Source organism: Burkholderia torrens, from assembly GCF_984668525.1.
On record NZ_OZ480212.1, the window covers coordinates 3100416 to 3125061 of the forward strand.

At 67.2% G+C, this 24646-nt stretch carries 20 protein-coding genes; 13 read left to right on the forward strand and 7 right to left on the reverse strand.

Translation table 11 applies throughout. The features are described 5' to 3' along the window. Window positions 1-231 precede the first annotated feature (231 nt). The 8 genes from AC5LXX_RS30130 to AC5LXX_RS30165 all read left to right on the forward strand — a co-directional run bounded on the left by AC5LXX_RS30130 (window position 232) and on the right by AC5LXX_RS30165 (window position 9030). The gene (locus AC5LXX_RS30130) at window positions 232-1497 is read left to right on the forward strand and encodes an ABC transporter substrate-binding protein (protein WP_493413445.1); all 1266 of its coding nucleotides are present in this window, start codon (window positions 232-234) and stop codon (window positions 1495-1497) included. Next, complete coding sequence (locus tag AC5LXX_RS30135) at window positions 1481-2440, forward strand: carbohydrate ABC transporter permease (protein WP_493412191.1); 960 nt, start codon at window positions 1481-1483, stop codon at window positions 2438-2440. The genes AC5LXX_RS30130 and AC5LXX_RS30135 overlap by 17 nt, the downstream gene beginning before the upstream one ends. After that, window positions 2428-3255 (forward strand): carbohydrate ABC transporter permease, encoded by an 828-nt coding sequence (locus AC5LXX_RS30140; RefSeq protein ID WP_322082585.1) that lies wholly within the window; start codon window positions 2428-2430, stop codon window positions 3253-3255. The genes AC5LXX_RS30135 and AC5LXX_RS30140 overlap by 13 nt, the downstream gene beginning before the upstream one ends. A 10-nt stretch (window positions 3256-3265) precedes the next feature. Then, window positions 3266-4300, forward strand: coding sequence for an NAD(P)-dependent alcohol dehydrogenase (locus AC5LXX_RS30145; protein ID WP_493412192.1), 1035 nt, complete (start codon window positions 3266-3268; stop codon window positions 4298-4300). Between the two features lie 3 nt (window positions 4301-4303). Beyond that, on the forward strand, window positions 4304-5497 hold the full coding sequence (locus AC5LXX_RS30150) for an ABC transporter ATP-binding protein (protein WP_493412193.1): 1194 nt from the start codon (window positions 4304-4306) through the stop codon (window positions 5495-5497). Window positions 5498-5526: 29 nt separating this feature from the next. Then, window positions 5527-6462 carry an AraC family transcriptional regulator gene (locus AC5LXX_RS30155; protein ID WP_493412194.1) on the forward strand — a complete coding sequence of 312 codons (936 nt, stop codon included), beginning with the start codon at window positions 5527-5529 and terminating at the stop codon, window positions 6460-6462. After that, window positions 6459-7925 (forward strand): xylulokinase, encoded by a 1467-nt coding sequence (gene xylB, locus AC5LXX_RS30160; RefSeq protein ID WP_493412195.1) that lies wholly within the window; start codon window positions 6459-6461, stop codon window positions 7923-7925. Before AC5LXX_RS30155 ends, xylB begins: the two co-directional genes overlap by 4 nt. An 82-nt stretch (window positions 7926-8007) precedes the next feature. Next, window positions 8008-9030, forward strand: a complete 1023-nt coding sequence (locus tag AC5LXX_RS30165) for a MerR family transcriptional regulator (RefSeq protein WP_493412196.1) — start codon at window positions 8008-8010, stop codon at window positions 9028-9030. Between the two features lie 7 nt (window positions 9031-9037). On the opposite strand, the gene AC5LXX_RS30170 is transcribed toward AC5LXX_RS30165, so the two are convergent. After that, window positions 9038-9853, reverse strand: coding sequence for an alpha/beta hydrolase (locus tag AC5LXX_RS30170; protein ID WP_493412197.1), 816 nt, complete (start codon window positions 9851-9853; stop codon window positions 9038-9040). Window positions 9854-9866: 13 nt separating this feature from the next. Continuing rightward, window positions 9867-11159: an MASE1 domain-containing protein gene (locus tag AC5LXX_RS30175; protein WP_493412198.1), complete on the reverse strand. Its 1293-nt coding sequence runs from the start codon at window positions 11157-11159 to the stop codon at window positions 9867-9869. Between the two features lie 301 nt (window positions 11160-11460). Here AC5LXX_RS30175 and AC5LXX_RS30180 point away from each other — a divergent pair, with 301 nt between their 5' ends. Next, complete coding sequence (locus AC5LXX_RS30180) at window positions 11461-12414, forward strand: LAPAL motif-containing putative phage structural protein (protein ID WP_493412199.1); 954 nt, start codon at window positions 11461-11463, stop codon at window positions 12412-12414. A 42-nt stretch (window positions 12415-12456) separates the two neighbouring features. Continuing rightward, window positions 12457-12894, forward strand: coding sequence for a GNAT family N-acetyltransferase (locus AC5LXX_RS30185; protein WP_493412200.1), 438 nt, complete (start codon window positions 12457-12459; stop codon window positions 12892-12894). 31 nt (window positions 12895-12925) lie between these two features. On the opposite strand, the gene AC5LXX_RS30190 is transcribed toward AC5LXX_RS30185, so the two are convergent. From AC5LXX_RS30190 to AC5LXX_RS30200, 3 genes are all read right to left on the reverse strand, one after another. Beyond that, the gene (locus AC5LXX_RS30190; protein WP_493412201.1) at window positions 12926-13756 is read right to left on the reverse strand and encodes a peptidylprolyl isomerase; all 831 of its coding nucleotides are present in this window, start codon (window positions 13754-13756) and stop codon (window positions 12926-12928) included. Window positions 13757-14031: 275 nt separating this feature from the next. After that, window positions 14032-15966 carry an SMP-30/gluconolactonase/LRE family protein gene (locus AC5LXX_RS30195; RefSeq protein WP_493412202.1) on the reverse strand — a complete coding sequence of 645 codons (1935 nt, stop codon included), beginning with the start codon at window positions 15964-15966 and terminating at the stop codon, window positions 14032-14034. A gap of 466 nt (window positions 15967-16432) precedes the next feature. Then, window positions 16433-17731: a dicarboxylate/amino acid:cation symporter gene (locus tag AC5LXX_RS30200; protein ID WP_493412203.1), complete on the reverse strand. Its 1299-nt coding sequence runs from the start codon at window positions 17729-17731 to the stop codon at window positions 16433-16435. Window positions 17732-18276: 545 nt separating this feature from the next. On the opposite strand from AC5LXX_RS30200, the gene AC5LXX_RS30205 reads away from it, so the two are divergent. From AC5LXX_RS30205 to AC5LXX_RS30215, 3 genes are read left to right on the forward strand one after another with little or no spacing between them, the layout of a single operon-like run. Beyond that, window positions 18277-19422, forward strand: coding sequence for a glycosyltransferase (locus AC5LXX_RS30205; protein ID WP_493412204.1), 1146 nt, complete (start codon window positions 18277-18279; stop codon window positions 19420-19422). 5 nt (window positions 19423-19427) lie between these two features. Next, a complete protein-coding gene (locus AC5LXX_RS30210) occupies window positions 19428-19988 on the forward strand; it encodes a hypothetical protein (protein WP_493413446.1) in 561 nt (186 codons plus the stop codon). 24 nt (window positions 19989-20012) lie between these two features. Further along, window positions 20013-20741, forward strand: coding sequence for a polysaccharide deacetylase family protein (locus AC5LXX_RS30215; RefSeq protein ID WP_493412205.1), 729 nt, complete (start codon window positions 20013-20015; stop codon window positions 20739-20741). 79 nt (window positions 20742-20820) lie between these two features. Here the strand turns inward: AC5LXX_RS30215 and thrS are convergent, their stop codons facing one another. Together thrS and AC5LXX_RS30225 are read right to left on the reverse strand one after the other, a co-directional pair. After that, complete coding sequence (thrS, locus tag AC5LXX_RS30220; protein WP_493412206.1) at window positions 20821-22041, reverse strand: threonine--tRNA ligase; 1221 nt, start codon at window positions 22039-22041, stop codon at window positions 20821-20823. Window positions 22042-22528: 487 nt separating this feature from the next. Further along, complete coding sequence (locus tag AC5LXX_RS30225; protein WP_493412207.1) at window positions 22529-24610, reverse strand: hypothetical protein; 2082 nt, start codon at window positions 24608-24610, stop codon at window positions 22529-22531. Window positions 24611-24646: the final 36 nt, after the last annotated feature.

Genomic DNA, 24646 nt, shown 5'->3' on the forward strand with positions numbered 1-24646 from the left:
TGGTCGAGCGGCGGGCTGAACCCGAGCATCTCCCCCAGATGCCCTGCGGCGATAAGGTCCCACCGTCGCCCCACCACCACATTTTGTGCATCGCACGACCCACCGTGAGCAAAAAGTATCGGCTCACGAATCCTTTTGATGTGGTGATCGCGTCGCCCGAGTCACACCATTGTTCCTGCCGTCATCGACGGCATTCGAACAAGCAGAATCAAGGAGACACGGGTGAACAAGATGCGAATCATCGCAGCCGGCGTGCTGCTCGGCGCCTGTCTGCCGGGCATCGCGGCCGCGCAAACCTGCAAGGTGCCGACCCTTCGGGTGCTCGCGCAGAAGAGCCTCGGCCTGTCGGTGATGGAGAAGTCGCTGGCCGACTACGAGAAGAAGAGCGGCACCAAGGTCGAGATCAGCTACTTCGGCGAGAACGACCGCCGCGCGAAATCGCGGCTCGATGCGTCGACCGGCGCGGGTTCCTACCAGATCTACTACGTCGACGAGGCGAACGTCGCCGAATTCGCGTCGGCCAACTGGATCGTGCCGCTCCTCAAGTACTACCCGAAGGAATACGACTACGACGACTTCCTGCCCGGCCGCCGCGCGGTCGCGAGCTACAACGGCGTCGCGTACTTCGCGCCGCTGATCGGCGGCGGCGACTTCCTGTTCTACCGCCGCGACCTGCTCGACGCCGCGCACATCCCGGTGCCGAAGACGCTCGACGAGCTCGTCGCCGCGATCAGGAAGCTCAACGCGCCGCCGAAGCTGTACGGCTGGGTCGCGCGCGGCCAGCGCGGCTCGGGGATGAACGTGTGGCGCTGGTCGCCGTTCATGCTCGGCATGGGCGGCACGTGGACCGACAAGGGCGGCCAGCCCGCGTTCAACTCGCCGGCCGCCGTGAAGGCCACGCAGCTCTACAGCGACCTGTTCAAGTACGCGCCGCCGGGCTCGGCGACCTACGACTGGAGCAACGCGCTCGAAGCGTTCCGCTCGGGCAAGGTCGCGTTCATGATCGAATCGACGCCGTTCGCGGACTGGATGGAAGACTCGAGCAAGTCGAGCGTGGCCGGCAAGGTCGGCTACACGCGCCCGCCCGCACCGCTGCCGTCGGCCGCGTACGGCCACGGCTTCGCGATCTCGGCGGTCGGCGCGAAGGACGACTGCACGCGAATGGCCGCCGGCCGCTTCATCGCGTGGGCGACCAGCAAGGACCAGGAACAGGCGCGGCTGCGCAACGGCGTGTTCAGCGACTACAACCGCTCGAGCACGATCGGCAGCCCGTACTTCAAGCAGCACGTCGCGCCGCAGATCCAGGCCGGGCTGAACGACACCAACCCCGTCACACAGGTGACGATCTGGCGCACGCCGCAGTGGCCGGACATCGGCGACAACCTCGGCATCGCGCTCGAACAGGTGTTCACCGGCACGCAGACGGACCCGCGCGGCACGCTCGACGACGCCACCCAGTACGCGAAGGACGCGCTCGAACATGGCGCTCGCAAATGACGGCGCCGGCGGACGCGCGCTCGGCGTCCGCCCGGCCCCTTCCCCGCCTTCGGCCCGGCGCAGCAGCGCGCGCCGCGACCGCACGAGCCTGCCGTGGATATTCCTCGCGCCGACGCTCGCGCTGCTCGCGGTCCTGAGCCTCGTTCCAACCGTCGCCGCGATCAACCTCGCGCTGCGCAACCGCGTGCTGCGCTATCCGGACAGCGAATACGTCGGCCTGCGCAACTTCATCCGGCTCGCGTCGGACCGGCGCTTCCTGAACGCGATCGAGGTGTCGGTGCTGTGGGAAGTCGTCACGGTCGCGGGCGCGGTGCTGGTCGGCATCGCGCTCGCGGTGTTCCTGTTCGAGCGCGTGCACGGCCGCTGGCGCCGCTTCGCGTCGCTGGTGCTGATCATGCCGGTGCTGCTGCCGCGCGTGTCGGCCGCGTTCATCTGGAAGTTCATGTACGCGCCGCTCACCGGGATCCTGAGCTGGCTGCTCGGCACGCTCGGCGTCGAGCACACCGCGTTTCTCGCCGATCCGCATCTCGCGCTGTACGCGGTCGCGCTGGTCGACGTGTGGCAGTGGGGGCTGTTCTTCGCGGTCGTGATCCTGAAGCTGCTGGAGACGCTGCCGCCCGAGCCGCTCGAAGCCGCGCGGCTCGACTATGCGACGACGTGGCAGGTGCACGCGTACATCGCGCTGCCGATGCTGAAAGCGCCGCTCGTGAGCCTCGTGTTTATCAAGATGGTCGAGTCACTGCGTTCGTTCGACCTGATCTACGTGATGACGAAGGGCGGCCCCGGTATCGCGACCGAAACGCTCGATCTCTATGCGTACCAGCAGGGCATCGGCCTCGCCGGCAAGGTGTCCTATGCGTCCGGCATGGCCGTGCTGATGATGGTCGCGACCACGCTCGTCTTCACGCTCATCTGGAAGAGGGTCAACAAATGGGACGACTGATGGCCCGCCGCGGCCCCGCCGCCGTTTCCACCGTCGCGATCGCCGGCGCGATCCTGCTCGTCGCCGCGTTCCCGCTGTTCTGGGCCGTGCTCAATTCGCTCAAGCACCTGCTCGACATCGTCACGCCGACGCCGCGCTTCATCTTCACGCCGACGCTCGCGAACTACGAGCAGGTGCTGTCGAGCCCGGAAGTGCTGATCGGCCTCGGCAACAGCATCGCGATCGTCGGCGCGGCCGTGCTGATCGGCGCCGTGCTCGGCGTGCCGGCCGCGTATGCGATCGCCCGCTACCCGGTGCGCGGCAAGCGCGACATCCAGTTCTTCCTGCTGTCGCTGCGCTTCCTGCCGCCTGTCGCGGTCGCGCTGCCGCTGATCGCGATCTGGGTCGATCTCGGGTTGTACGACACGAAGCTGTCGATGATCGTCACGTACCTGCTCGTCACGCTGTCGACCATCACGTGGCTGTCGATCCCCGTGTTCCGCCGTCTGCCGCGCGAGATCGAGGAAGCCGCCGCGCTCGACGGCTACGGCCCGTACGCGGTGTTCTGGCACATCGCGCTGCCGGTGTGCGCGAGCACGCTGCTCGGCGGCATCGTGTTCAGCTTCGTGCTGGTCTGGAACGAACTGATGATCGCGCTCGCGCTGACGTCGTCGCGCAGCGCGACGCTGCCGGTGGTCGCGTCCGCGTTCACGTCGCTCGGCCAGGAAGTGCCGTGGGGCGTGATCAACGCATCGACGGTGCTGCTCGCGCTGCCGCCGCTCGTCTTCGTCGGCATGCTGAGCCGGCTGCTCAATTCGATGGTCAAGGGAAAATAAGGAGAACACGTTGAAAGCACTCGTCCTCGAACGCACGCGCGAACTTGCGCTGCGCGACATCGACCTGCCGCAAGCGGTCGGCCCCGGCGACGTCCGGATCAAGGTGCATACGGTCGGCGTCTGCGGCAGCGACGTGCATTACTACGTTCACGGCGGCATCGGCCCGTTCCGCGTCGACGCGCCGATGGTGCTCGGCCATGAAGCATCCGGCACTATCGTCGAGACCGGCGCCGGCGTCACGCACCTGCGCGTCGGCGACCGCGTATGCATGGAGCCCGGCGTGCCGCGCCTCGATTCGCCCGCGACGCTGCGCGGGCTCTACAACCTCGACCCCGACGTGCGCTTCTGGGCGACGCCGCCCATCCACGGCTGCCTGACGCCGTTCGTCGTGCATCCGGCTGCGTTCACGTACCGGCTGCCCGACAACGTGTCGTTCGCCGAAGGCGCGATCGTCGAGCCGCTGTCGATCGGCCTGCAGGCCGCGAAGAAGGCGGCGATGAAGCCGGGCGACCTCGCGGTCGTGATCGGCGCCGGCACGATCGGCGCGATGACGGCGCTCGCCGCGCTCGCGGGCGGCGCCGCGCGTGTGATCCTCGCCGACGTCGTGCCCGACAAGCTCGCGCTGTTCGCGGGCAACCCGGCCGTCACGACCGTCGACGTGCGTACGCGGCCGCTCGCCGACGCGGTGGCCGAAGCCTCCGCCGGCTGGGGCGCGGACGTCGTGTTCGAGGCGAGCGGCAGCTCGAACGCGTATGCGGGCCTCGTCGACCTGATGTGCCCGGGCGGCTGCGCGGTACTGATCGGCATGCCCGTCGCGCCGGTGCCGCTCGACGTGGTCGCGCTGCAGGCGAAGGAAGGCCGCATCGAATCGGTGTTCCGCTACGCGAACATCTTCCCGCGCGCGCTTGCGCTGATCGCATCCGGCGCGATCGACGTGAAGCCGTTCATCTCGCGCACGTTCCCGTTTTCCGAAGGCGTGCGCGCGTTCGAGGAAGCGGCGAGCGGGCACCCGCGCGACGTCAAGATTCAGATCGAAATGGATTGAGCGATGGCCCAGATCACCTGCAAGGCTTTGTCGAAGCACTACGACGGCGGCCCCGCCGTGCTTCACCCGCTCGACCTCGAGATCGCCGACGGCGAATTCATCGTGCTGCTCGGCCCGTCCGGCTGCGGCAAGTCGACGATGCTGAGAATGATCGCGGGCCTCGAGGCGATCACCGGCGGCGAGCTCGTGATCGGCGACGCGGTCGTCAACGACCTGCCGTCACGCGAGCGCAATGTCGCGATGGTGTTCCAGAACTACGCGCTATACCCGCACATGACGGTGTACGACAACATCGCGTTCGGCCTGCGGCGGCTGAAGGTGCCGGCCGACGAGATCGACCACCGCGTGCGCGACGTCGCGCGCATCCTGAGCCTAGATGCGCTGCTCGACCGCCGCCCGCGCGCGATGTCGGGCGGCCAGCAGCAGCGCGCGGCGATCGCACGCGCGATGATCAAGACGCCGGCCGTGTTCCTGTTCGACGAACCATTGTCGAACCTCGACGCGAAGCTGCGCACGCAGTTGCGCGGCGACATCAAGCGGCTGCACCGGCAGTTGAAGACGACCACGCTGTACGTCACGCACGACCAGCTCGAGGCGATGACGCTCGCCGACCGCGTCGTGCTGATGCGCGGCGGCCACATCGAGCAGATCGGCACGCCGGCCGAGCTGTACGGCCAACCGCATACCGTGTTCGCCGCCGGGTTCGTCGGTACGCCCGCGATGAACTTCGCGGACGGCACGATCGAGCGCGTCGGCGCGAACGTGCTGCTCGACTGCAACGGCGCGCGCTGGCCGCTCGCGTCGCCGCGCTTCGCGCGGCTGCAGGACGGCCAGCAGGTGAAGGCCGCGATCCGGCCGAACCACCTGCGGCTCGTCGCCGAAGGCGATCCGACCCCCGGCACGCTCGCGCTGACCGGCACCGTGGAACTCGTCGAGCTGCTCGGCGCCGAGGCGCTCGTCACGCTGGACTGGCGCGGCCAGCCGTGCGCGGCCCTCGTGCCGGCCCCGATGGCCCCGGCGCCGGGCGCCGTGGTAGCGTTTCGCTTCGACGAAGAAGCCCTGCACCTGTTCGACGCCGGCACCGAGCGCAACGTCGCGCTGCCGGACGCGAACCCGATCGCGCACGCGGTGCCGCCGGCGGCCGCGACGCGCGCCACGCCGCCTGCCGCGACGGGCTGGTCGATGTCCCGTTCGTAGCACGCCGGCACGCCTCGACGGAGCACACGATGAACCCGGATCTCGAGATCGTTCCCACCCACCGCGACGAGTCGTTCCGCGCGTGGGTCCACGACTACCCGCATTCGGTCGCGAAGTGGCACTTTCATCCCGAGTACGAGATTCATCTGATCCAGGCGTCGCGCGGCAAGGTGTTCGTCGGCGACCATATCGGCGATTTCGGCCCCGGCAACCTGATCGTCACGGGGCCGAACCTGCCGCACAACTGGGTCAGCGAGCTCGCCGACGGCGAACGCGTGCCGTCGCGCGACGTCGTGCTGCAGTTCTCGCGCGATGCGATCGAGAAGATGGTCGGCGCGTTCAGCGAGCTGCAGCCGGTGATCGACCTGATCGACGACGCGGCGCGCGGCGTGCAGTTTCCCGATCGCGTGGGCATCGAAGTCGCGCCGCTGATGCTCGAACTCGCGGATGCGCACGGCTGCCGGCGCGTCGAGATCCTGATGTCGCTGTTCGACCGGCTGTCGTCGTGCCGCGAGCGGCGCGTGCTCGCGGGCCCCGGCTACCGCAGCAACGCGCAGCACTACATGTCGTCGACCATCAACCAGGTGCTGTCGTACCTGCAGCAGAACCTGCCCGGCTTGCTGCGCGAGACCGACGTCGCCGCGTTCGCCGGCATGAGCGTCAGCACCTTCACGCGGTTCTTCCGGCGTCACACCGGCTCGTCGTTCGTGCGCTACCTGAACCGGCTGCGCATCAACGAAGCCTGCGAGCTGCTGATGTTTTCCGACCTGACGGTAACCGACATCTGCTACCGGGTTGGCTTCAACAACCTGTCGAACTTCAACCGTCAGTTTCTCGCGATGAAGCAGGTGCCGCCGTCGAGGTTCCGCGCGCTGCACCGGCTCAACGAACCGCATGGCCGCGACGACGCGCCGCCCCCGCGACGCGCGCCGCCGCGCGCCCCAGACAGGACGCTTCATACGTGACATTTCTCGGCATCGATCTCGGCACGTCCGAGGTCAAGGTTCTCCTCACCGATTCCCGCTCGGTGCCCCTCGCGACCGGCACGGCCACGCTGTCGATCAGCCGCCCGCATCCGCACTGGTCCGAACAGAGCCCGCAGGCATGGTGGCACGCGATGCTCGATGCGATTGCGTCGGTGCGCGCCGCGCATCCTGCCGGCTTCGCCGCGTTGCAAGGCATTGCGCTGTCCGGGCAGATGCACGGCGCGACGCTGATCGACCGCGCGGACCAGGTGCTGCGCCCCGCGATCCTGTGGAACGACACGCGCGCCGGCAACGAATGCGTCGAGCTCGAGGCGCTGGTGCCGGAATCGCGCGCGATCACCGGCAACATGGCGATGCCCGGTTTCACCGCGCCGAAGCTGCTGTGGCTCGCGAAATACGAGCCGGCCGTGTTCCGCGCGGTGCACAAGGTGCTGCTGCCGAAGGATTACCTGATCTGGCGCCTGTCCGGCGAATTCGTGTCCGACCTGTCCGATGCATCGGGCACGCTGTGGCTCGACTGCGCACGCCGCGACTGGTCCGATCGGATGCTCGCCGCGACCGAGCTGTCGCGCGCGCAGATGCCGCGCCTCGTCGAAGGCAATGCGCCCGCCGCACAGCTGCGCGATACGCTGCGGCGCGAATGGGGCATCGCGGGGCCCGTGACGATCGCCGGCGGCGCCGGCGACAACGCGGCGTCCGCGATCGGCATGGGCGTGACGGGCGCCGGCAGCGGCTTCCTGTCGCTCGGCACGTCGGGCGTGCTGTTCGCCGGCAACGACCGCTTCGCGCCGAACCCGGATGCCGCCGTGCATGCGTTCTGCCACTGCCTCGAAGGGCGCTGGCACCAGATGAGCGTGATCCTGTCGGCCGCCGCGAGCCTCGACTGGCTCGCGCGTGCGCACGGCACGACGCCCGGCGTGCTGGCCGTGCGCGCTGAACGCGCCGATCCGGCTCGCGCACCGCTGTTCCTGCCGTATCTCGGCGGCGAACGCACGCCGCACAACGATGCGCATGCTCGCGGCGTGTTCTTCGGACTGTCGAACGAACACAATGCCGACGACCTCGCGTATGCGGTCATGGAAGGTGTCGCGTTCGCGATGGCGGACGGCTACGACGCGCTGCGCGCGGCCGGCACCACGCTCGACGCGGTGTCGTTCATCGGCGGCGGATCGAAGAGCGCGTTCTGGGCGCGGCTGTGCGCGAACGCGACCGGGCTTGCGATGCAGCGCCATGCGGACGGTGCGGTCGGCGCGGCACTCGGCGCCGCGCGGCTTGCTCGACTGGCGGCGACGAACGACTCGCTCGAGGAAGTCTGTGTCGCACCGCCCGTGACGGAGACGGTCGCGCCCGATTCCGCGTCGATCGATCTGCTGGCCAGCCGGCTCGCACGGTATCGGCGGCTGTATCGCGCGCTGCGGGAGGAATTCGCGGCGGCCGATTGAGCGGGGGCGCAATCGCGCTTGACCCGGCCCTTGGGATCGCCTTTATGCTGACCGCAACGAATCGACAGCGAAGAGGTGACGAATGGGTAGGTCCACGCCCCGTTTGAACGCATCGGCGGCCGCCGCGCGGCTCGGCGTCTCGGTCAAGGCGCTGCGGCTTTACGAGCGGCACGGCCTCGTCACGCCCGGGCGTACGCCGGCCGGATACCGCGCGTACGGCCCGGACGATCTCGCCCGCGCGGCCGACATCGCGGCATTGCGCAAGCTCGGCCTCAGCCTCTCCCAGGTAGCGAACGTACTCGACGGCGACGCGCGCAGCCTCGACGACGCGCTGGCCGCCCACGAAACGGCGCTTGGCCACGGCATTCAGGATCTCGTGCGCAAGGTCGACCGCGTGCACGCGATCCGCGCCGGCCTCGCGCGCGGCCGGATGCCGGCCGACGGCGAGCTGACGCGGCTGCTCGACGAGCCGGTTGCCGGTGCCGCATTCAACCTGCCGTGGCCGTGGGGTGGCGAATGGTTCGAGTGTCGCGACATCCGGCCGCTGAACTACATCATCGGCTCGCTGGGGAGCGGCAAGACGCGGCTGGCGCTTCGGCTGGCCGACGCGCTGCCCGGTGCCGTGTTCGTGGGACTCGACCGGCTGGACGACGACTGTGCGGCCGCACGCGCGGCACTGCGCGCCGATCCTGCGCTGAAGTCGCGCGTCGACCGCACCTTGACCGCGCTCACCGGAAAAGGCTCAACGCCGTCGACCGCGCTGGTCGCGCTGCTCGCCAGTCTCGAAGCAGAAGGCCCGCGCGCGCGGGTCGTCGACATGATCGAACAGGATCTCGACCGGCCCACGCAGCTGGCCTTGATCGCTCATCTGCGTGAATGCGCGGCCGCCGGCATGCGCCCGCTGTTCCTGCTCACGCGCTCGTCGGCGATCCTCGATCTGGCGGCAGTCGGCCCCGACGAAACGCTCCTGCTCTGCCCGGCCAATCACAGCCCGCCGGCGCGCGTGGCGCCTTACCCCGGCGCACCCGGGTTCGAAGCCCTGGCGACCTGCCTGGCGTCGCCGGAGATCCGCGAGCGGCTCGCCCGCCGGCCGGCGGCGGCATAGCCCGCCGTCAGGATTCCTGCCGCTTCATCCTGCGCGCCATCGCCGGGCTCACCGCATGCACGGGATCGAAGCCGAAGAAGTCGAGCACGTGCCGCGCGACGTCGTCGCGATCGTTGTCCGCGCAGATCATGTGATAGCTGTTCTCCAGCACGATCCCGCGCGCGTCGGGCAGCTTCTCCAGCAGGAAATCGGCCGAGCGCAGGCTCGTCAGCTCGTCCTCGCGCGCATGCAGCACGAGCGTCGGGCACGGCGTGCCGGCCGCGGCGTCGCGCACCCAGTCGCGCATCCGGTCGACCTGCCGCACGCACGCGAGCGGCACCCACGCATAGTGGAAACGGTCCTGCCGCTCGAACTTCTTCTTCACGATCGCGCGGATCGTCGCGTTCTTGATGCCGAACGGATCGCCTTCCTCCACGCGCATCCGCTCCGCGACGCCCGGCACGCGGTACAGCACGTGCCGCAGCGACCGGTACCACGGCGTCGACCAGCCGTCGATGAACACCGGCGTGGCCAGCAACGCGAGCCGGCCGCGCGCATGCTGCACGCGGTGGCACAGCAGCAGCGCGACCAGCGAGCCCATGCACATGCCCGCGACATGCAGCGTGTCGTACTCGCGTTCCAGCGCGCGATACTGTTCGGTCACCGCGTCGAGCCACGCCTCCGCGCGCACGCCGACCAGATCCTCGGGGCGCGTGCCGTGGCCGGGCAGCGTGATCATGTGCGTGTCGGCGCCCGCGCGCCGCATCGCCTTGTGCAGCGAACCGAGATCGTATTGCGTGCCGCCGAGCCCGTGGATCAGCAGGACGCCCGTGCGGGCTGTCATGACACGTGCCCGCTCATTCGTCCGCCGGCCACACGCGCTCGATCTGCCAGACGCCCGCGACCACCGTCACGTCGACGTTCGAATCGAGCAGCGGCGCGCCGTGGTCGGTGATCGTCTGCGTGCCGCCGTCGCGCAGCACGATGCGCAGCGACAGCGATGCGCGATCCTCGCCCGCGATCTCCGCGTTCCAGTAGTCGTTCAGCGCTTCGCGGTCGCCCGGCTGCACGCGTTCGAGCACGAGCGGCACGCTCGCGATCTGCGATGCATCGACGCCGACGCCGAACACGCGCTCGACGTCGCCGCTCCAGTCGATCCGGCCCGACTCCGGATCGAGCACGTACGCGATCTGGCCGGCGCTCGCGAGCGCGAGCTCCATGTTGTTCTGCAGGACCGCCGCATGCTCGTGCACGCGTTCGCGCGTCGTCTTCAGCGTGCTGACCGTCAGCACCAGCAGCGACGCGACCGCCAGATAGAGCTGCGCTTCGAGCAGCGCACTGCCGTAGTGTTCGTGGAACGACGAGAACGGGCCGTCGCCCTGCGCGGTCTGCGCGATCACGATCAGCGCGAGCACCAGCACCGACGACGAGCCCGCGCGGCCGCCGAGCAGCAGCGTCACCGCGACGGTCAGGAACAGCGGGATGTAGGTGAGCGCGAAGCCGGCGCCCGTGCCGAATTTCCGCGACGTATCGCCATCGAAGATCACGAGCGCGACGAGCGCGAGCAACACGAACGCGACGATGCCGAGCATCAGGTCGAAGCGCTCGTGGTCGCCCGAGCGATGCGCGCGAAAGCGCGACCACGATGCGAGCACCGGCGTGACCAGCAGCACGCCGACGAAATCGGACGCGGCCCACACCGTCCACACGTCGAAGAACGGCGCGCCCTTGACCGTCGTGTACCACGCCGCGCCGCCGATCGCGCCGACGACGCCCGCGATCAGCCCGGCGAGAATGACCGAGCGCAGGAAATACAGCCCTTCGAGCGAGAAGCGCACGCGCTGCACGAGCCAGACCGCGAGCGCGGCCGCACCGACCTCGTCGATCGTGAACAGCACCGCGTTGACGAGGCTGCCGTGTTCGATCGCGGTCAGCGCGAGCTGGCCGACGAGGAACGCGCCGGCCAGCGTCAGCCAGTCGCGCCCCGGCCGCAGCATGAACGCGCCGACCGTGACGCCGGCCGGCAGCCAGATGTAGCCCGTCAGCCGGACGGGGCCGTTGAACTCGTGCGAGATGTAGCCGGTTGCGAGATACAGCGCCGCCCAGAGCAGCGCGGCGACGAGCCCCGGCCGCGATCGTTTGGTGTCCATCGAGAATCCCTGTTGATTACGCCGTGCGTGCGATGTGCGAATGATAGGCGGGCGAGCTGAACGGCGGAATACCGGAAGGCGGCAGCACGTTCGGGGCACCGGCGCCTCCCGCCAAGCTGGCGAGTGTGACCGGGAAAGTATCGGAAAAGTTCGTGGCTTGCCGGGCGCCATCGGGACACGTCGGCATGCCGTCTTGTCCGGATGGCCAAAATCGCCTGCGGCCGGCCATTCGCCCCTACGATGAAAGGCATCCGAAAGCGTTCGTTTCGGGTATCGTCCACCTCTCACACCCGCATTCCACATGACCGCACATGAAAACAGTCCCGGCCCGGCCGATCTCGGCCCCTTCGACGCGATGAGCCGATTTCGCGTCACGTACGACGGGCCCACGCTCGAGTCATCCGAGATGGATGTGCGCGAACTCGCGCCCGCGCTGCTCGCCTTCGGCGATTTGCTCGACGCGTCGACGCGCGCACTGTGCGGCGATCAGGTCCGGCCGCAGGTCAATGTGCGCGGCAGCTTCAAGACCGGCAGCTTCGGCATCGACTTCACGCTCGCGACCTCGCTGCTCGGCCGCATGCGCGACATGCTGAGCGGCAACGAAGGCACGGCGCTCGCCAATGCGATCACGATCCTGACCGCGCTCGGCATCGCCGCACCCAAGGCGAGGAAGGGGCTTTTCGCCGTCCTCAAATGGCTGCGCGGGCGCGAGATCACGAACGTGCGGATGCAGGACCACACCGCGGTTCTGGACGTCGACGGCGACGAACTCGAAATCGACCTGCCCGTGCTCACGCTGCTACGCGACGTCCGCGTTCGCCGTGCCACCGCGCAAGTGCTCGCGCCGCTCGCGCGCGAAGGCATCGAGATTTTTGCGGTCGGCACTGATACCGAGGTGTACGAGACGGTCATCCGCCACGAGATGGCATGGTTCCATGCGCCCGAGCCGACCGATGCGCTCCTGCTCGACGAGCATCGCAAGATGGCGTTCTCGATCGTGTCGCTCGCGTTCAAGGACGACAACAAGTGGCGGCTGTACGACGGCACGTCAACGATTCACGCGACGATCACCGATGCCGGCTTCCTGTCGCGCGTGAACAACAGCCAGATCAGTTTCAGCAAGGGGGACGTGCTCTTGTGCAATGTCCGTATGCAGCAGTGGCAAACTTCGGACGGCGCAAAAACCGAATACGAGGTTACGGATGTCCTCGAACATCGCCCGGCCGGCCTGCAGATTCCGTTGGCAGGCCTGTGATCCACGTAGCGGCCTCGCACCTGACGCAACTTCTCACCACTCATGAAACCGGCGATCCATCTGCGTGCTGCGTCCCAGGAGGACTTCCCTTTCCTGCTGACGCTCCGTCGACTGACGATGACCGAGCACCTGCAGCGCGTCGGCGCGCCGACGGACGACGCCGCGCACGACCAGCGCATCCGCGCGCACTTCGACGACGCGATGATCGTCTGTGAAGGCGCCGAAGCCATCGGCCTGCTGAAGGTGACGCGCGCCGCAGGCGAATGGCACGTCCACCAGATCCAGATCCTCCCCGCGCACCAGGGCCGCGGCATCGGCGAGGCCGTGCTGAACGCGTTGCTGACCGACGCCGCACGCGAGCACGTGCCGGTCTCGCTCAGCGTGCTGCACGGCAACCCGGCGCGCCGGCTCTGCGAGCGGCTCGGCTTCCGGCTCGCGTCGGAAACCGACACGAGCGCGAGCATGATCTGGCGCGCGTGACACGCGCCGTTGCGACGCCGTCGCATCGCGATTACTGCGTGATCTTCGCGTCCTTCAGCAGATTGCCGATCATCTGCGCGCTCGCCTTTTCCACCGCGATCGCCTGCAGCTGCTGCTGAAGCGCCGGCTTCGCGGCCTCGAAACCCGGCACCTGCGTCGGCCGCTTCGCATCCAGCTTCACGATCGCCCGCACGCCGTCGACCGGAATCGAATCCTTCGTCGCCGCGCCGACCGACAGTTTCTCGAGCGCCTGCGCGACCGGCAGCGGCAACCCGCCCGTCTTGCCTTCCGCCGCCGGCGTATTGAAGCTCACCCACGGCAGTTCGCCGCCGCTGTCGCGGCTCGGCGCCATGCTGTACTGCCGCGCGAGCCCGTCGAACGACTTGCCCGCTTTCAGCTCGCTCAGCACGGTCGCGGCCGTCACCGGGTCCTTGACGACGATCACGCGCGGCTTGTATTCGCTCTTGCCGAGCGTCGCGACGAGTGCGTCGTAGCGCGCCTTCACCTGTTCGTCAGTCACCGGTTCGGGCCTCACGTTGTCGCGCAGGTACAGCTGCACCTCGGCCGTCACCTTCGCCTGCTGCACCGCCGCCTTGACTTCGGGCTTGTCGCCGTAATTCGCCTTTTCGGCCGCCTGCTGCACCAGCATGCGCGTGATCAGCTGGTTCTTGATCGCCTGCCGGACTTCCGGCGAGTCGGGCTGCCCGGACGCGCGCAGCAGCGTATCGACGTCGGCCTGCGTGATCGGCGTGCCGTTGACGGTCGCCACGGTCGCTGCCGTCTGCGCGTGAACAGCGCCGCTCAATGCGCCGGCCAGCGCGGCAATCAGCAACAGGCGGTTCGGTGTCGTCTTCATCTTCATCGTTTTCGTCGCTTCGAGCGTAAGAAGCACGGCAGGGACAGCCGCGCCGGTTCATCGTGCACGCACACGCAGCGTCCGCATGTGCCGCTGCCATTGTGCACGGAACCGCATTTCCGCGTCGGGAGGTTGGGAAGCGCCGCGCAACGCGGCACGGCGCACAGTGTGCGCGCCGTTCATTGCATTCGTGTTGTGCGGCAATCCCGCGAAAACGCGCCGATTGCGTTCATCACTTCGCGAGTGCGACCGCTGCCCGAAGCGGCCGCACGTTCAGCCGCTCAAGGCGTCCACCGGTACACGGTGATGCTGTTGCCCTTCACGTTGTTCTTCATCACCACGTACTCGCCGTTCGACCGGCGGTACGCGCGGATGCTGTACATCGCGTCGATCGCGCTGCTGGTATCGACGGTCGCGGAGCTCGCATTGACCAGCGTGGTATCCAGGTTGCCGGTGGTGAGGTTGAACGCGTCGACGTTCGGCCACAGCGGCCCGCTGCTGCTGAACCAGTAGCCGACGAACAGATGGTTGCCGACCGCGTCGATCGATTTCGCGCCGCTGTGCGGCAGCGTGATCACCGGATCGGGCTTCGTCGTGTTGCCCGCGCTCCAGCCGTGATACACCTCGATGCGCGTGCCGATCGACGTCCAGTCGTTGCTGCCGACGGCCCCCTGCGCGAGCACCATCGTGTCGCTGTCCGCGAGATAGACGATGCGCGTCAGCGGCAGGATGCTGGCCGGAATGCGCGTCGCGTCGCCCGGCCCCCACGACGGCTTGCCGTTCGCGTCGAAGCCGGTCAGCGGGTAATGCGTGATCGCGCCGGTCTTGTCGAGGCCGGCCCACACGCTGCCCTTGCTGTCGAGGCTGAAGCCGCTCGTCACGCGCTGCGTCGTGTTGAACGCGGGGCCCGGAATCGAGCCGTCCGGAATCGCGATATAGCCGTTCGCCGCGTTGAAATGGAAGAAGTAGAACACCGGCGGATTCTGGCCTGCCGCAACGAGGATCCGGTTCGCGCCCACCGACGTGAGCAGCCCGAAGTGTTCGTCGCGCTGCGTATCGCTCATGTTGATGCGCGGGTCCGCCGGATACGCGAACGGGTCGACGGTGTTCGCGACGAACTTGCCGCCCGCGGTGCCGCTGTACACGTGTGTGCCGCCATAGAACAGCGCGCCGTCCGTGACCGGGTCCGGCGCGGCGATGCCTTCGAAGTTCAGCGACTGCAGCGTATAGCGCAGGCTTCCGGTGCTGCTGTACGCATGAATGTCGGTCGCGCCGTTGCGGCCGAGATCCCAGCTGCCGCCCCACGGATTGTTGAGCACGTAAAGGTTGCCGCCGGTGTCCTTGCCGATCCCGGCGATGCGCGTGAAGCGCTGCGCGCCGACCTGCCCCTTGATGCCCGTCGTCGTGTCGAGATAGCCGCCGCGCACGCCGAACGTGCCGGCCAGTGCAGGCCGGCCCGCCACCGTATAGCGCTTGATGTTCTGGTCGGGGCCTTCGTCGCCCACCAGCAGCTGCGCAGCAGCCGCATCGAAATACAGGGCCGACGGCTGCGAGCCGGCCGGCATCCGGATCGTGTTCAGCAGCGCGCCCGCCGGGCTGAAGCCGACGATCGCGCCCGCGCTCTTCTGCGCGACCCACACGTTGCCCGCACCGTCCACCGCGAGCGCGCCCGGCGCCGACACGTTGATGTCGCGCTGCCACACGCCGTCGGTGGTGAACACGCGTACGCGATTGCCGTAGAAGTCGCTGGCGTAGAGCAGCGAACCGGCCGTCGCGAGCCCGGTGACGACGTCGATGCGCGGCTGGTTGGTTGCCGCGCTGATCTGGATCACGCGGTCGCGGTACTTCGTCGCGCGGTTATAGCGCCCCACCGCGCCGCTGCCGTACGTCTTGCCGGGCTGCAGCGCGACGAACAGCGAGGTTGCATTGCCGGTGATCGCGCTGCCCTGGAATTCCGAATGCGTGCCGATCGAGCCGACGCTCTTGCCGTTCTGGTAGATCGCGACGCCGCCTTCATCCTCGTCCCACATCGACGCCGTGTAGATCACGCCTTCGGGCGCGACCCACATCGCGCGTGCGACGTTGCCGACGTGCGCCGCGAGCGTGCCGTACGTGTTCGCCAGCCAGTCGGTGGTATTGCCGGCGTGCGCGGCTGGCGCAATCGCGGCGATCGTTGCGGCGACAAGCGCAGCCTGGATTCGTTTTCCGGCGACCATGACGGATGCTCTCCTGAATGATGCAGACATTCACATGAGGGACCGGCCGGCCAGAAGGCTTGAAATTCGCAATTGCGTAAATTCTTCCCCTGAATCATCCGGCGCAGTCGGTATTACGTACGGCATGCCTTCGATAATGAGCAGGGCGAGAATAACGTCATATAAATCGAAAAAAATTGCGACCCGCTCACGCTTGCGGCAAGCGCGACTGCGCGACAGTGAATGTTCACTTACACGCCGGAACAGGAATGGAGAAAATCAGGCGTTCGCCTGCGGGAATACCGCCGCTTGTCCAGCGACGACAGATTGAAACGGCACACGCTTTTACCGGGAAACCGAAAAAAGCCGCCGAATGAGAGGAAAAGTCACTGCACAAGACAAATCGCCGGCCTGGATCCGTAGCGAATCCAGGCCGGCGATCGTCATCGACTACGGCAGAGGCAACGCGTCGCCGCGTTGCCGCGCATCATGCCGATGTCTCCCGTACTTTCACGTCGGCCACCGCGCCGCCGTCCGACTCGTTGTCGCCGCGCGGATCACCGAGCTGCCCTTCCCACTTCGCGACCACCGCAGCCGCGATCGAGTTGCCGACCGCGTTGGTGGCCGAGCGCCCCATGTCGAGGAACATGTCGACACCCATGATCAGCAGCAGCCCGGCTTCCGGCATGTTGAACTGGTTCAGCGTCGCCGCGATCACGACCAGCGACGCGCGCGGCACGCCGGCCATCCCCTTCGACGTCACCATCAACATCAGCAGCATCGTGATCTGCGTGCCGAGCGGCAGATGGATGCCGTACACCTGCGCGATGAACAGCACCGCGAACGTGCAGTACATCATCGAGCCGTCGAGGTTGAACGAGTAACCGATCGGCAGCACGAAACTCGAGATCTTGCGATTCACGCCGAAGCGGTCGAGCGCGTCCAGCAGCTTCGGATACGCGGCCTCCGAGCTCGCCGTCGCGAACGACAGCAGGAACGGCTCGCGAATCAGCCGGATCAGCGTGAACGCACGCTTGCCGAGGAACGTCACGCCGGCGAGCGTCAGCACGCCCCACAGCAGCGCGAGCGCCAGATAGAAGCTCGCCATGAACTTCGCGAACGTCAGCAGGATGCCGAGCCCCTCGGTCGTGATCGTCGACGCGAGCGCCGCGAACACCGCGATCGGCGCAAACCACATCACCGCGCCCGTCACCTTCAGCATCACCTGCGCGAGATCCTCGATCACGCCGGTCAGGCGCTTGCCTGCATCGCCGAGCGCGGACAGCGCGGTGCCGAAAAAGATCGAGAACACGACGATCTGCAGGATTTCGTTGTTCGCCATCGCCTCGGCGATCGATTTCGGCACCAGGTGGACCACGAAGTCCTTCAGCGTGAAGGCGCCCGTCTTCAGGTTGAGGGCCGCATCGGAAGGCGGCAGCGGCAGGCTCAGGTGGCTGCCCGGCTGCAGGATCGTCGCGGTCAGCAGACCGAGCAGCAGCGACGTGAACGATGCGATGAAGAACCAGCCGAACGCCTTGACGCCCACGCGGCCCACCGCGCTGCCGTCACCCATTTGCGCGATGCCGACGGTCAGCGTCGCGAATACCAGCGGCGCGATGATCATCTTGATCAATCGCAGGAATACATCAGACAGCAACGACACGTAACCGGCGACTTCCTTCGCCATTTTCGGATCGGGAAACGCGCTATGACATGCGTAACCCACGGCGATACCAAGCATCATCGCGACGACGATGTACTTGGTAATGTTGTGCTTCTTCTTCATTAGTAATCCAAATCACAAAGCGTATGTTTCTAACGGCTGGCAAATCATTCGCGTCCGGCTGCGAATCGGAACCCATGTCGCCGCGCAGGCGGCAAGTCCGCGTTTGGCGGTCGCCTCGGCGTACAGGGGGGGCATTCTAACGCAAATGGCGTCCATGCTTTCAAATCTGAAAGCGGCGGCGCTTGATTTGCGTCCAGATGTTGTCGGAAGGACGGGTTTTGTCGCGATCCGGCCCGCTATTTATGGGGCCGGATGCGTGGAGACGGCTGCGGATGAAGCGGGGCGGCGGCCGGGAGCAGATCCGGCGGCAACACACGGTCCAGCGATCGCGACACATTCTCACAAAGATGCGCAGACCTCGACACTACGATACGTAATCGATATGTAATATTTGGAAATGATTCGCGTTGACGCCATGTCCGGGCGTCGACGCGATCGCGGGCCGGCAACGCGGCACCGTGTCCGAGTCATTGCTCCCGACGGGTTGAGCCATTCATTTCATAAGCAGTCCTCTTGATGAATGATCGAGGAAAAGCGGCATCGTGATGAACATTCTGTATACCAACTTCCACGGCGACTACGGCGGCGGCCAGGATACCTACGTTCGCGATCTCGCCGCCGCGATGAGCCGGCGTCACCGCGTGACCGTCGCATCACCGGAGGGAAGCCGCCTGTCGCGCCTGTTGAAGGACAGCCCCGACGTGGCGATCTTCGACATGGAATTCAAGCCGCGCTGGAACCGGCTGTGCCAGGAAATCGTCCGGCTGCGCCGGCGGATCGTCGCCGAGCGCTTCGACGTCATCCATGTGAACGGGTCTGCCGATCACCGGCAGGTGATGCTCGCGCTGCTCGGGTGCCGATACCGGCCCGCGGTCGTGCTCACCAAGCACAACACCTATCGCGCCGACAGCTTCGGCAACCTGCTGCGCGCGCGGCTCGCCACCGACCACACCATCGCGGTCAGCGACTATGTCGCGAGCATGCTCGCGCTGCGCTCGCCCTACGGAAACGTGACGGTCGTGAAGCACGGCGTGCGCCGGTCTGCCGCCGAACGACTGGCCGGCGACGAAATCCGCCGCCGCAAGATCGCGCTGTTCGGGCCGTCCGGCGCGGACGCGATCGTGCTGGGCAGCAGCGCCGGCACCGCGCCGGAGAAAGGCTGGATGGACCTGATCGCGGCGCTGGGCCGCCTGCCCGAAAGCGAGCGCGAGCGGTTTCGCGTGCTGCTGGTCGGCGCCGAGCCGTGCCATGAGCAGCGAGAACAGATCGCGCGGCACGGCATGGCGTCGCGCACCGCGTTCACCGGGCGCCTCGACGACGTACGGGCGCCGTTCTCGATCATCGACGTGTCGTTCGTGCTGTCGTACCACGAGAGCCTGTCGTATGCGTGCCGCGAAGCGATGTCGCTCGGCTGCCCCGCGATCGTCACGCGCGTGGGCGGCCTGCCCGAGAACGTCGAGCCGGGCGTGGACGGTTGGGTCGTTCCGCCGCGCGAGCCCGAAGCGATCGAAGCCATCCTGCGCACGATCGTGCGCGAACCCGGCTGCGTCCGTTCGATGGGGCGCAGTGCGCGGCTGAAAGGCAAGCGCGAGTTCTCGTTCGACACCTTCGTCGACGCGACGTTGTCCGTCTATCAGAAATCGATTCGACACAACCCCTACCGTTGGGTGACATCCATGAGGTCCGTTTGATGGCAATGAATATCTGGAAGAAGTACTGGGAGTTGCGGACGCAGGAATGTCCGTGCGATGTGCACTTCGTCGAATGGCTGGAATCCGTCCGTCTCAGGGGCGTGCGCATCTATCACTTCGGCACCGGCGGTCATCACCATGTCGGCGTGGAATGCGCGCGGCCGCACCTGAACAACACCGTCTTCGGCGTGACGGCGTCGCCGAAGGAATACAAGTCGTATGTCGATCTCGTCACGCGGCAACCGGAGGTCAGCAAGACCTACCTCGCGTATTTCGGCGACATCTATACGAGCAATTCGGGCCTGCTGCCGGCGTTCGACGTCGTCACGCTGTTCCATCTGTGCGAGTTCCGCGACGAGTCGAACAGCCGCTACGGCGCGAAGACCGACGAAGAGGTGCTCGACCTGTTCGCACGCCATACCGCGGCCAACGGCCACCTGCTGTTCTACAAGGGCTCGTCGGCGTACCGGAAGGCCGAGCCGATCATCGCCCAATGGGCGGCGAACGCCGATTTCGTCGAGGTCGGCGACTTCAAGACCCTGCGGATCTTCCGCAAGGCCGCGTAACCCCGCGTTTCTCACGGCCCCCCGATGCTTCTGTCCGCCACGCGCCATCCGATCCTGATGTATCACCAGGTACGTCCGCTACCACCGCCGCCCGACCGCCTGCGCAGCCTGAGCGTCACGCCCGACGCGTTCCGCCGCCAGATGACGCTGTTCAAGCGGCTCGGCTACAGCGGACTGAGCGTGCGCGAACTGCAGCCGTATCTGCGTGGCGAGCGCAGCGGGAGGGTCTTCGGCATTTCGTTCGACGACGGCTTTCTCAACGTACTGACCCACGCGATGCCCGTGCTGGACGAACTCGGTTTCACCGCGACCTGCTATTTCGTCGCCGGCCGCTTCGGCGGCGAGAACGACTGGGATGCGGCAGCCGATACCGCGCGCTCACCGCTGATGACATGCAACGACATGCTCGTGTGGCGCGATCACGGCCATGAAATCGGCTCGCATACGCTCGATCATGTCGCGCTGTCGTATGTGTCGGCGCCCATAGCAGACTTTCAGCTAACCGAATCGAAGCGGAAACTCGAAATGCTGAGCGGCCATCGCGTCGAGTCGTTCTGCTATCCGTACGGCGATCTTGATGCGCGCGTGCGCGATCAGGTCATCGCTGCCGGTTACGGCAATGCGACGACGACCCGGCGCGGATGTGCCCGTGCGGCCGACGATCCGTTCCTGCTGCCGCGGATTCCGGTCGCGGGCGGAGTCGGGGCCGTGAGGCTGTGGTTCAAGTGTTTGAAGGCGCGGGCATGCGGGTAGCACGGCACCTTCGCCGGCACCCGCATCGATATGCGGCCCGTCCATGTGGAACGTTCACACGGACAAGCCTGCCTCCGGGTCAAACCCGCGAGCGAAAAACGTGCGCCTCGGATGGCGCACGCGCCTGCTGCTTCAAGTACGCGAGCGCGGCGTCGATCGACAGCACGTGCTGCTCCCCGTCCCTCATCCGCAGCGACACCTCGCCCGCCAGCGCTTCCTTCCGTCCGGCCACCGCGACGATCGGCGCGGCCAGTTCCCGCGCATCGAAGATCTTGCGCGGCAGGCGCTCGGAACGAAAATCCCGCAGCACCCGGCAGCCGACCGTTTCGAAAGCGAACGCCGTGTCGTCGGCAAACGCGCGATCGCCCTCTCCGATGTTCGCGACGACGATCTGGTCGGGCGCCAGCCACGTCGGCAACCAGCCCTCGTAATGCTCGAGCAGGATGCCGATGAACCGTTCGAGGCTCCCGAGCACCGCGTGATGCAGCATGACGGGCGTCGCGCGTGCACCGTCCTCCGCAACATAGGTTGCGCCGAGCCGCTCCGGCAACACGAAGTCGAGCTGGATCGTCCCGCACTGCCACTTCCGCCCCTGTCGGTCGAGCAGATGAAACTCGAGTTTGGGGCCGTAGAACGCCCCTTCTCCCGGCAGCAGCGTGAAATCCAGCCCTGCCGCTCGCGCGGCGGAGGCCAGCATCGCTTCCGCGCGATCCCACACCGCATCGTCGCCCGCGCGAACCGCCGGCCGCGTCGACAGCGCCACGTCGAATCCGTCGAACCCGAAATCCGCGTAGATCGTCTTCAGCAACACGCAGAATCGCGCGACTTCGACCTCGACCTGATCGGGCATGCACATCACGTGCGCATCGTCCTGCGTGAATGCACGCGCACGCATGAGCCCGTGCAGCGCGCCCGACGGCTCCGCACGGTGCACCGCGCCGAGTTCCGCGTAGCGGACCGGCAGCTCGCGATACGAACGAACGCCTTTCCTGAAGAGCTGCACATGGCCCGGACAGCTCATCGGCTTCAGGCAGTACGGCTTGCTGTCGCTCTCGAGCGAAAACATGTTCCGCCCGAACTTCTCCCAATGACCGCTCTGCTCCCACAGGTCGCGCGACACAATCTGAGGTGTCCTGACTTCGGCGAAGCCGGCTTGCCGCATCCGGACGCGAATGTATTCCTCGACGACCCGGTACAGGACCATGCCGCGCGGGTGCCAGAAAATGGCGCCCGGGCTTTCATCCTGCTGGTGAAACAGATCGAGTCTGCTGCCAAGCACTCGATGGTCGAACTCTTCCATCACGATCTCCGTTGACGTGGGTGCTGGACGAACGGAGCATGAAAAAAGCCCCGTCCGTTTCCGGCGGGGCTCCTGGGGATGATGTGACGCACTGGCCTACGACGTGCAACCTCCCCTCGGCCCGCCGTTGGCGGTCGTGGTGGTGGTCGTGGTGGTCGTGACGAAACGTGCGTTCATGGGGTGAATCTAGTCAACCTCGTGCGAGCTGTCAATCATCGGTTCGAATCGCGATACGTCGCGGGCGGGGCCGTGAGGCTCGGGTTCAAGTGCTGGAAGGCGCGGGTAGCGGCGTCCTGGTCGCGCGCATCGTCGCCGATGCATGCGCTGGAACGCGCTCGTCCGCCGACCTCTCGATACCCGTCCATGCCATGCGTGCACACGGACGGGCCCTCCCGTCACGCCAGGCCGGCGAGCAGGAACGCGCCGACGGGATCGTGAATCGTCCCGCCGGTCGCGTGTTCGCCGGACGCATCGGCCCGGCTGTCCGTTACCGGTCGTACTCGAAGGACTCGGTGAAGACCGTGTCGATCGAATCGGACCAGGTCAGGCTCACGAACGAGAAGTCCGTGGCGCCGGCCCAGCCGGCCACCGACGGGAACGCGGCGCCCTGATCGCCCGGCACGTTGAGCGTCACCGCCGCACCCGGCTGGACCGGCGGCGCAGAGGCAGTACCGTTGACGAACGTCGCGACTGTCTGCCCGGTCGCGGTTGCGCGAATCTGCACGTTGCCGCGCTTGACGAACGGCAGCCCCGCTTTCGACGTCCAGCCCAGCGGGAAGGTCGCGCCGCCCGCGAACGTGCCGGCGGCGCCCGGCGTCAGCTTGTCGCGCGTGGACTGCGCGAGATCGTGCCACGCGTACTGACGCAGCGCATCGGGCGACGGCGACGGCGTACGCACCCGCACCGTGTAGTGCCTGGCCGGCGTCGATGTGTTGCCGTTCTGGTAGACGTCGATCGTATAGGCGCTGAATGGCTTGATGTCGACCAGCTCGGCGGCGCTCAGCTGCGGCTTCGCCCACGCGGTGTTGTTGCGCGGCGCGTCGCCGGGCCACGTGAAGAGGCCCTGGTTCGCCGGGTCCTGCGCGACGCCGGCCAGGCGGAAGTTGTTGCGGCACTGCGCACTCTTCGCCAGTGCGGCGAGCTGCGCCGGCGTCTGCCCGCTTGCAATCTGCGCACGGATATTCAGCGTGTCGCAGGTGCCGCTCGACGGCTGGAGGAACACGCCGTTGCGCAAGCCGGGGCCGTTGACGATCGCGAAGTCCACCGCGGTACCAGCCGCGTCGACAGCGCCCACCTGCAGGTTCAGCGAATCGACGAACGCGTCGGTCCCCGTCGACGGATTGGCCGGATTCAACCAGTCCCACTTCTGCGCATTCGCGTTGACCTTGCTCAATACCGCGCGCTGATTGCCGACCACGCGCCAGCCGGTATCGCCGTTTGCGAGACTGCCCGGCCGCACCGCGAGCTGTACATGTTGCTGCATGCCGTCGCGAATGCCGTCGCTGCGCGTCCACGCGAGCTTGACCCACATCGTGTCGCTGGCGACGACGCGGATGACTTCCGGCAAGCTGAAGCTGGCGTTGTTCATCGCATCGTCGGCCACGATGCCCGGCGTGCCGCCGGCCGGCGCGCCGAACTCCTGGTCGACCGACATCCCGTTGTTCAGATACGCGGCAGGCACGCCTGCATTCAGCGCGCCGGACGCGACATCGTCGACGAAGATCTGGCCGCACGCCGATACGCTGCCACCCGTGCGCGCGGCGCCGGTCGAACCGGCGAAACACTGGTTGAGCGCACGCTGCAATGCCGCCAGATCGCTGGCGCTCGGCAGGTTCGACACCACCGCGCCATTGATCGTCGCGGCAGCCGGCAGGCTGGCCTTGTCGCTCGCCTGCGGCGCGACGCCGGGCGCGAGCTGAAGCTGCACCGGCGTATCGCTGGACGCGCCCGCCACCGAGCTGATCTGCACGCCGCCGTCCGGCAGCACGTTGATCTTCACCTGGTCCAGCAACCGGTCGAGCCCCGGCGCACCGGCTGTCAGCGGGCCGGAAATCAGGTCGACGCCCGTATTGCCGGTGGCGGCCAGCAGGTCGGCCAGCGCCGTCGAATAAGCCTGCACCGTGCCGGCAACAGCCTGGGCCGTGACCTTGCTTTTCAGCAAACCGGTGTCGGTCAGCAGCTTCGCCGGATTGTCGCCGACGATCGTGGCGGCGATCGCGTTCGTGATCGGCGTGATGTTGATCGTCTGCGTGCCGGCCGTGGCGCTGAGCGCGATCAGCGTGGCCTGCGAATCGGCGACGTTGCCGTATGCGGACAACGCAAAAGGCGCGCTCAGGCCGGACACTGCGCAATGAAACGCGCCGGTCGACGCATCGGCCGGGCAGTCGACCGTCTTGCCGGTCGCATCGACCAGTTTCACGGTGGCGGCCTGCATCGCCGCGCCGGCCGCCGCGACCCCGCTGACCGTCTGAGCCGCAGGTTGCCCGGGCGGCGGCGAAGAACTGTCGCTACCGCCACAAGCCGACAGGACGAGCGCTGCAATACCGGATACGACAGGCGTGAGTTTCATTGCGTTTCCCCCGACATCCTTCTGGTTAATGCGTGT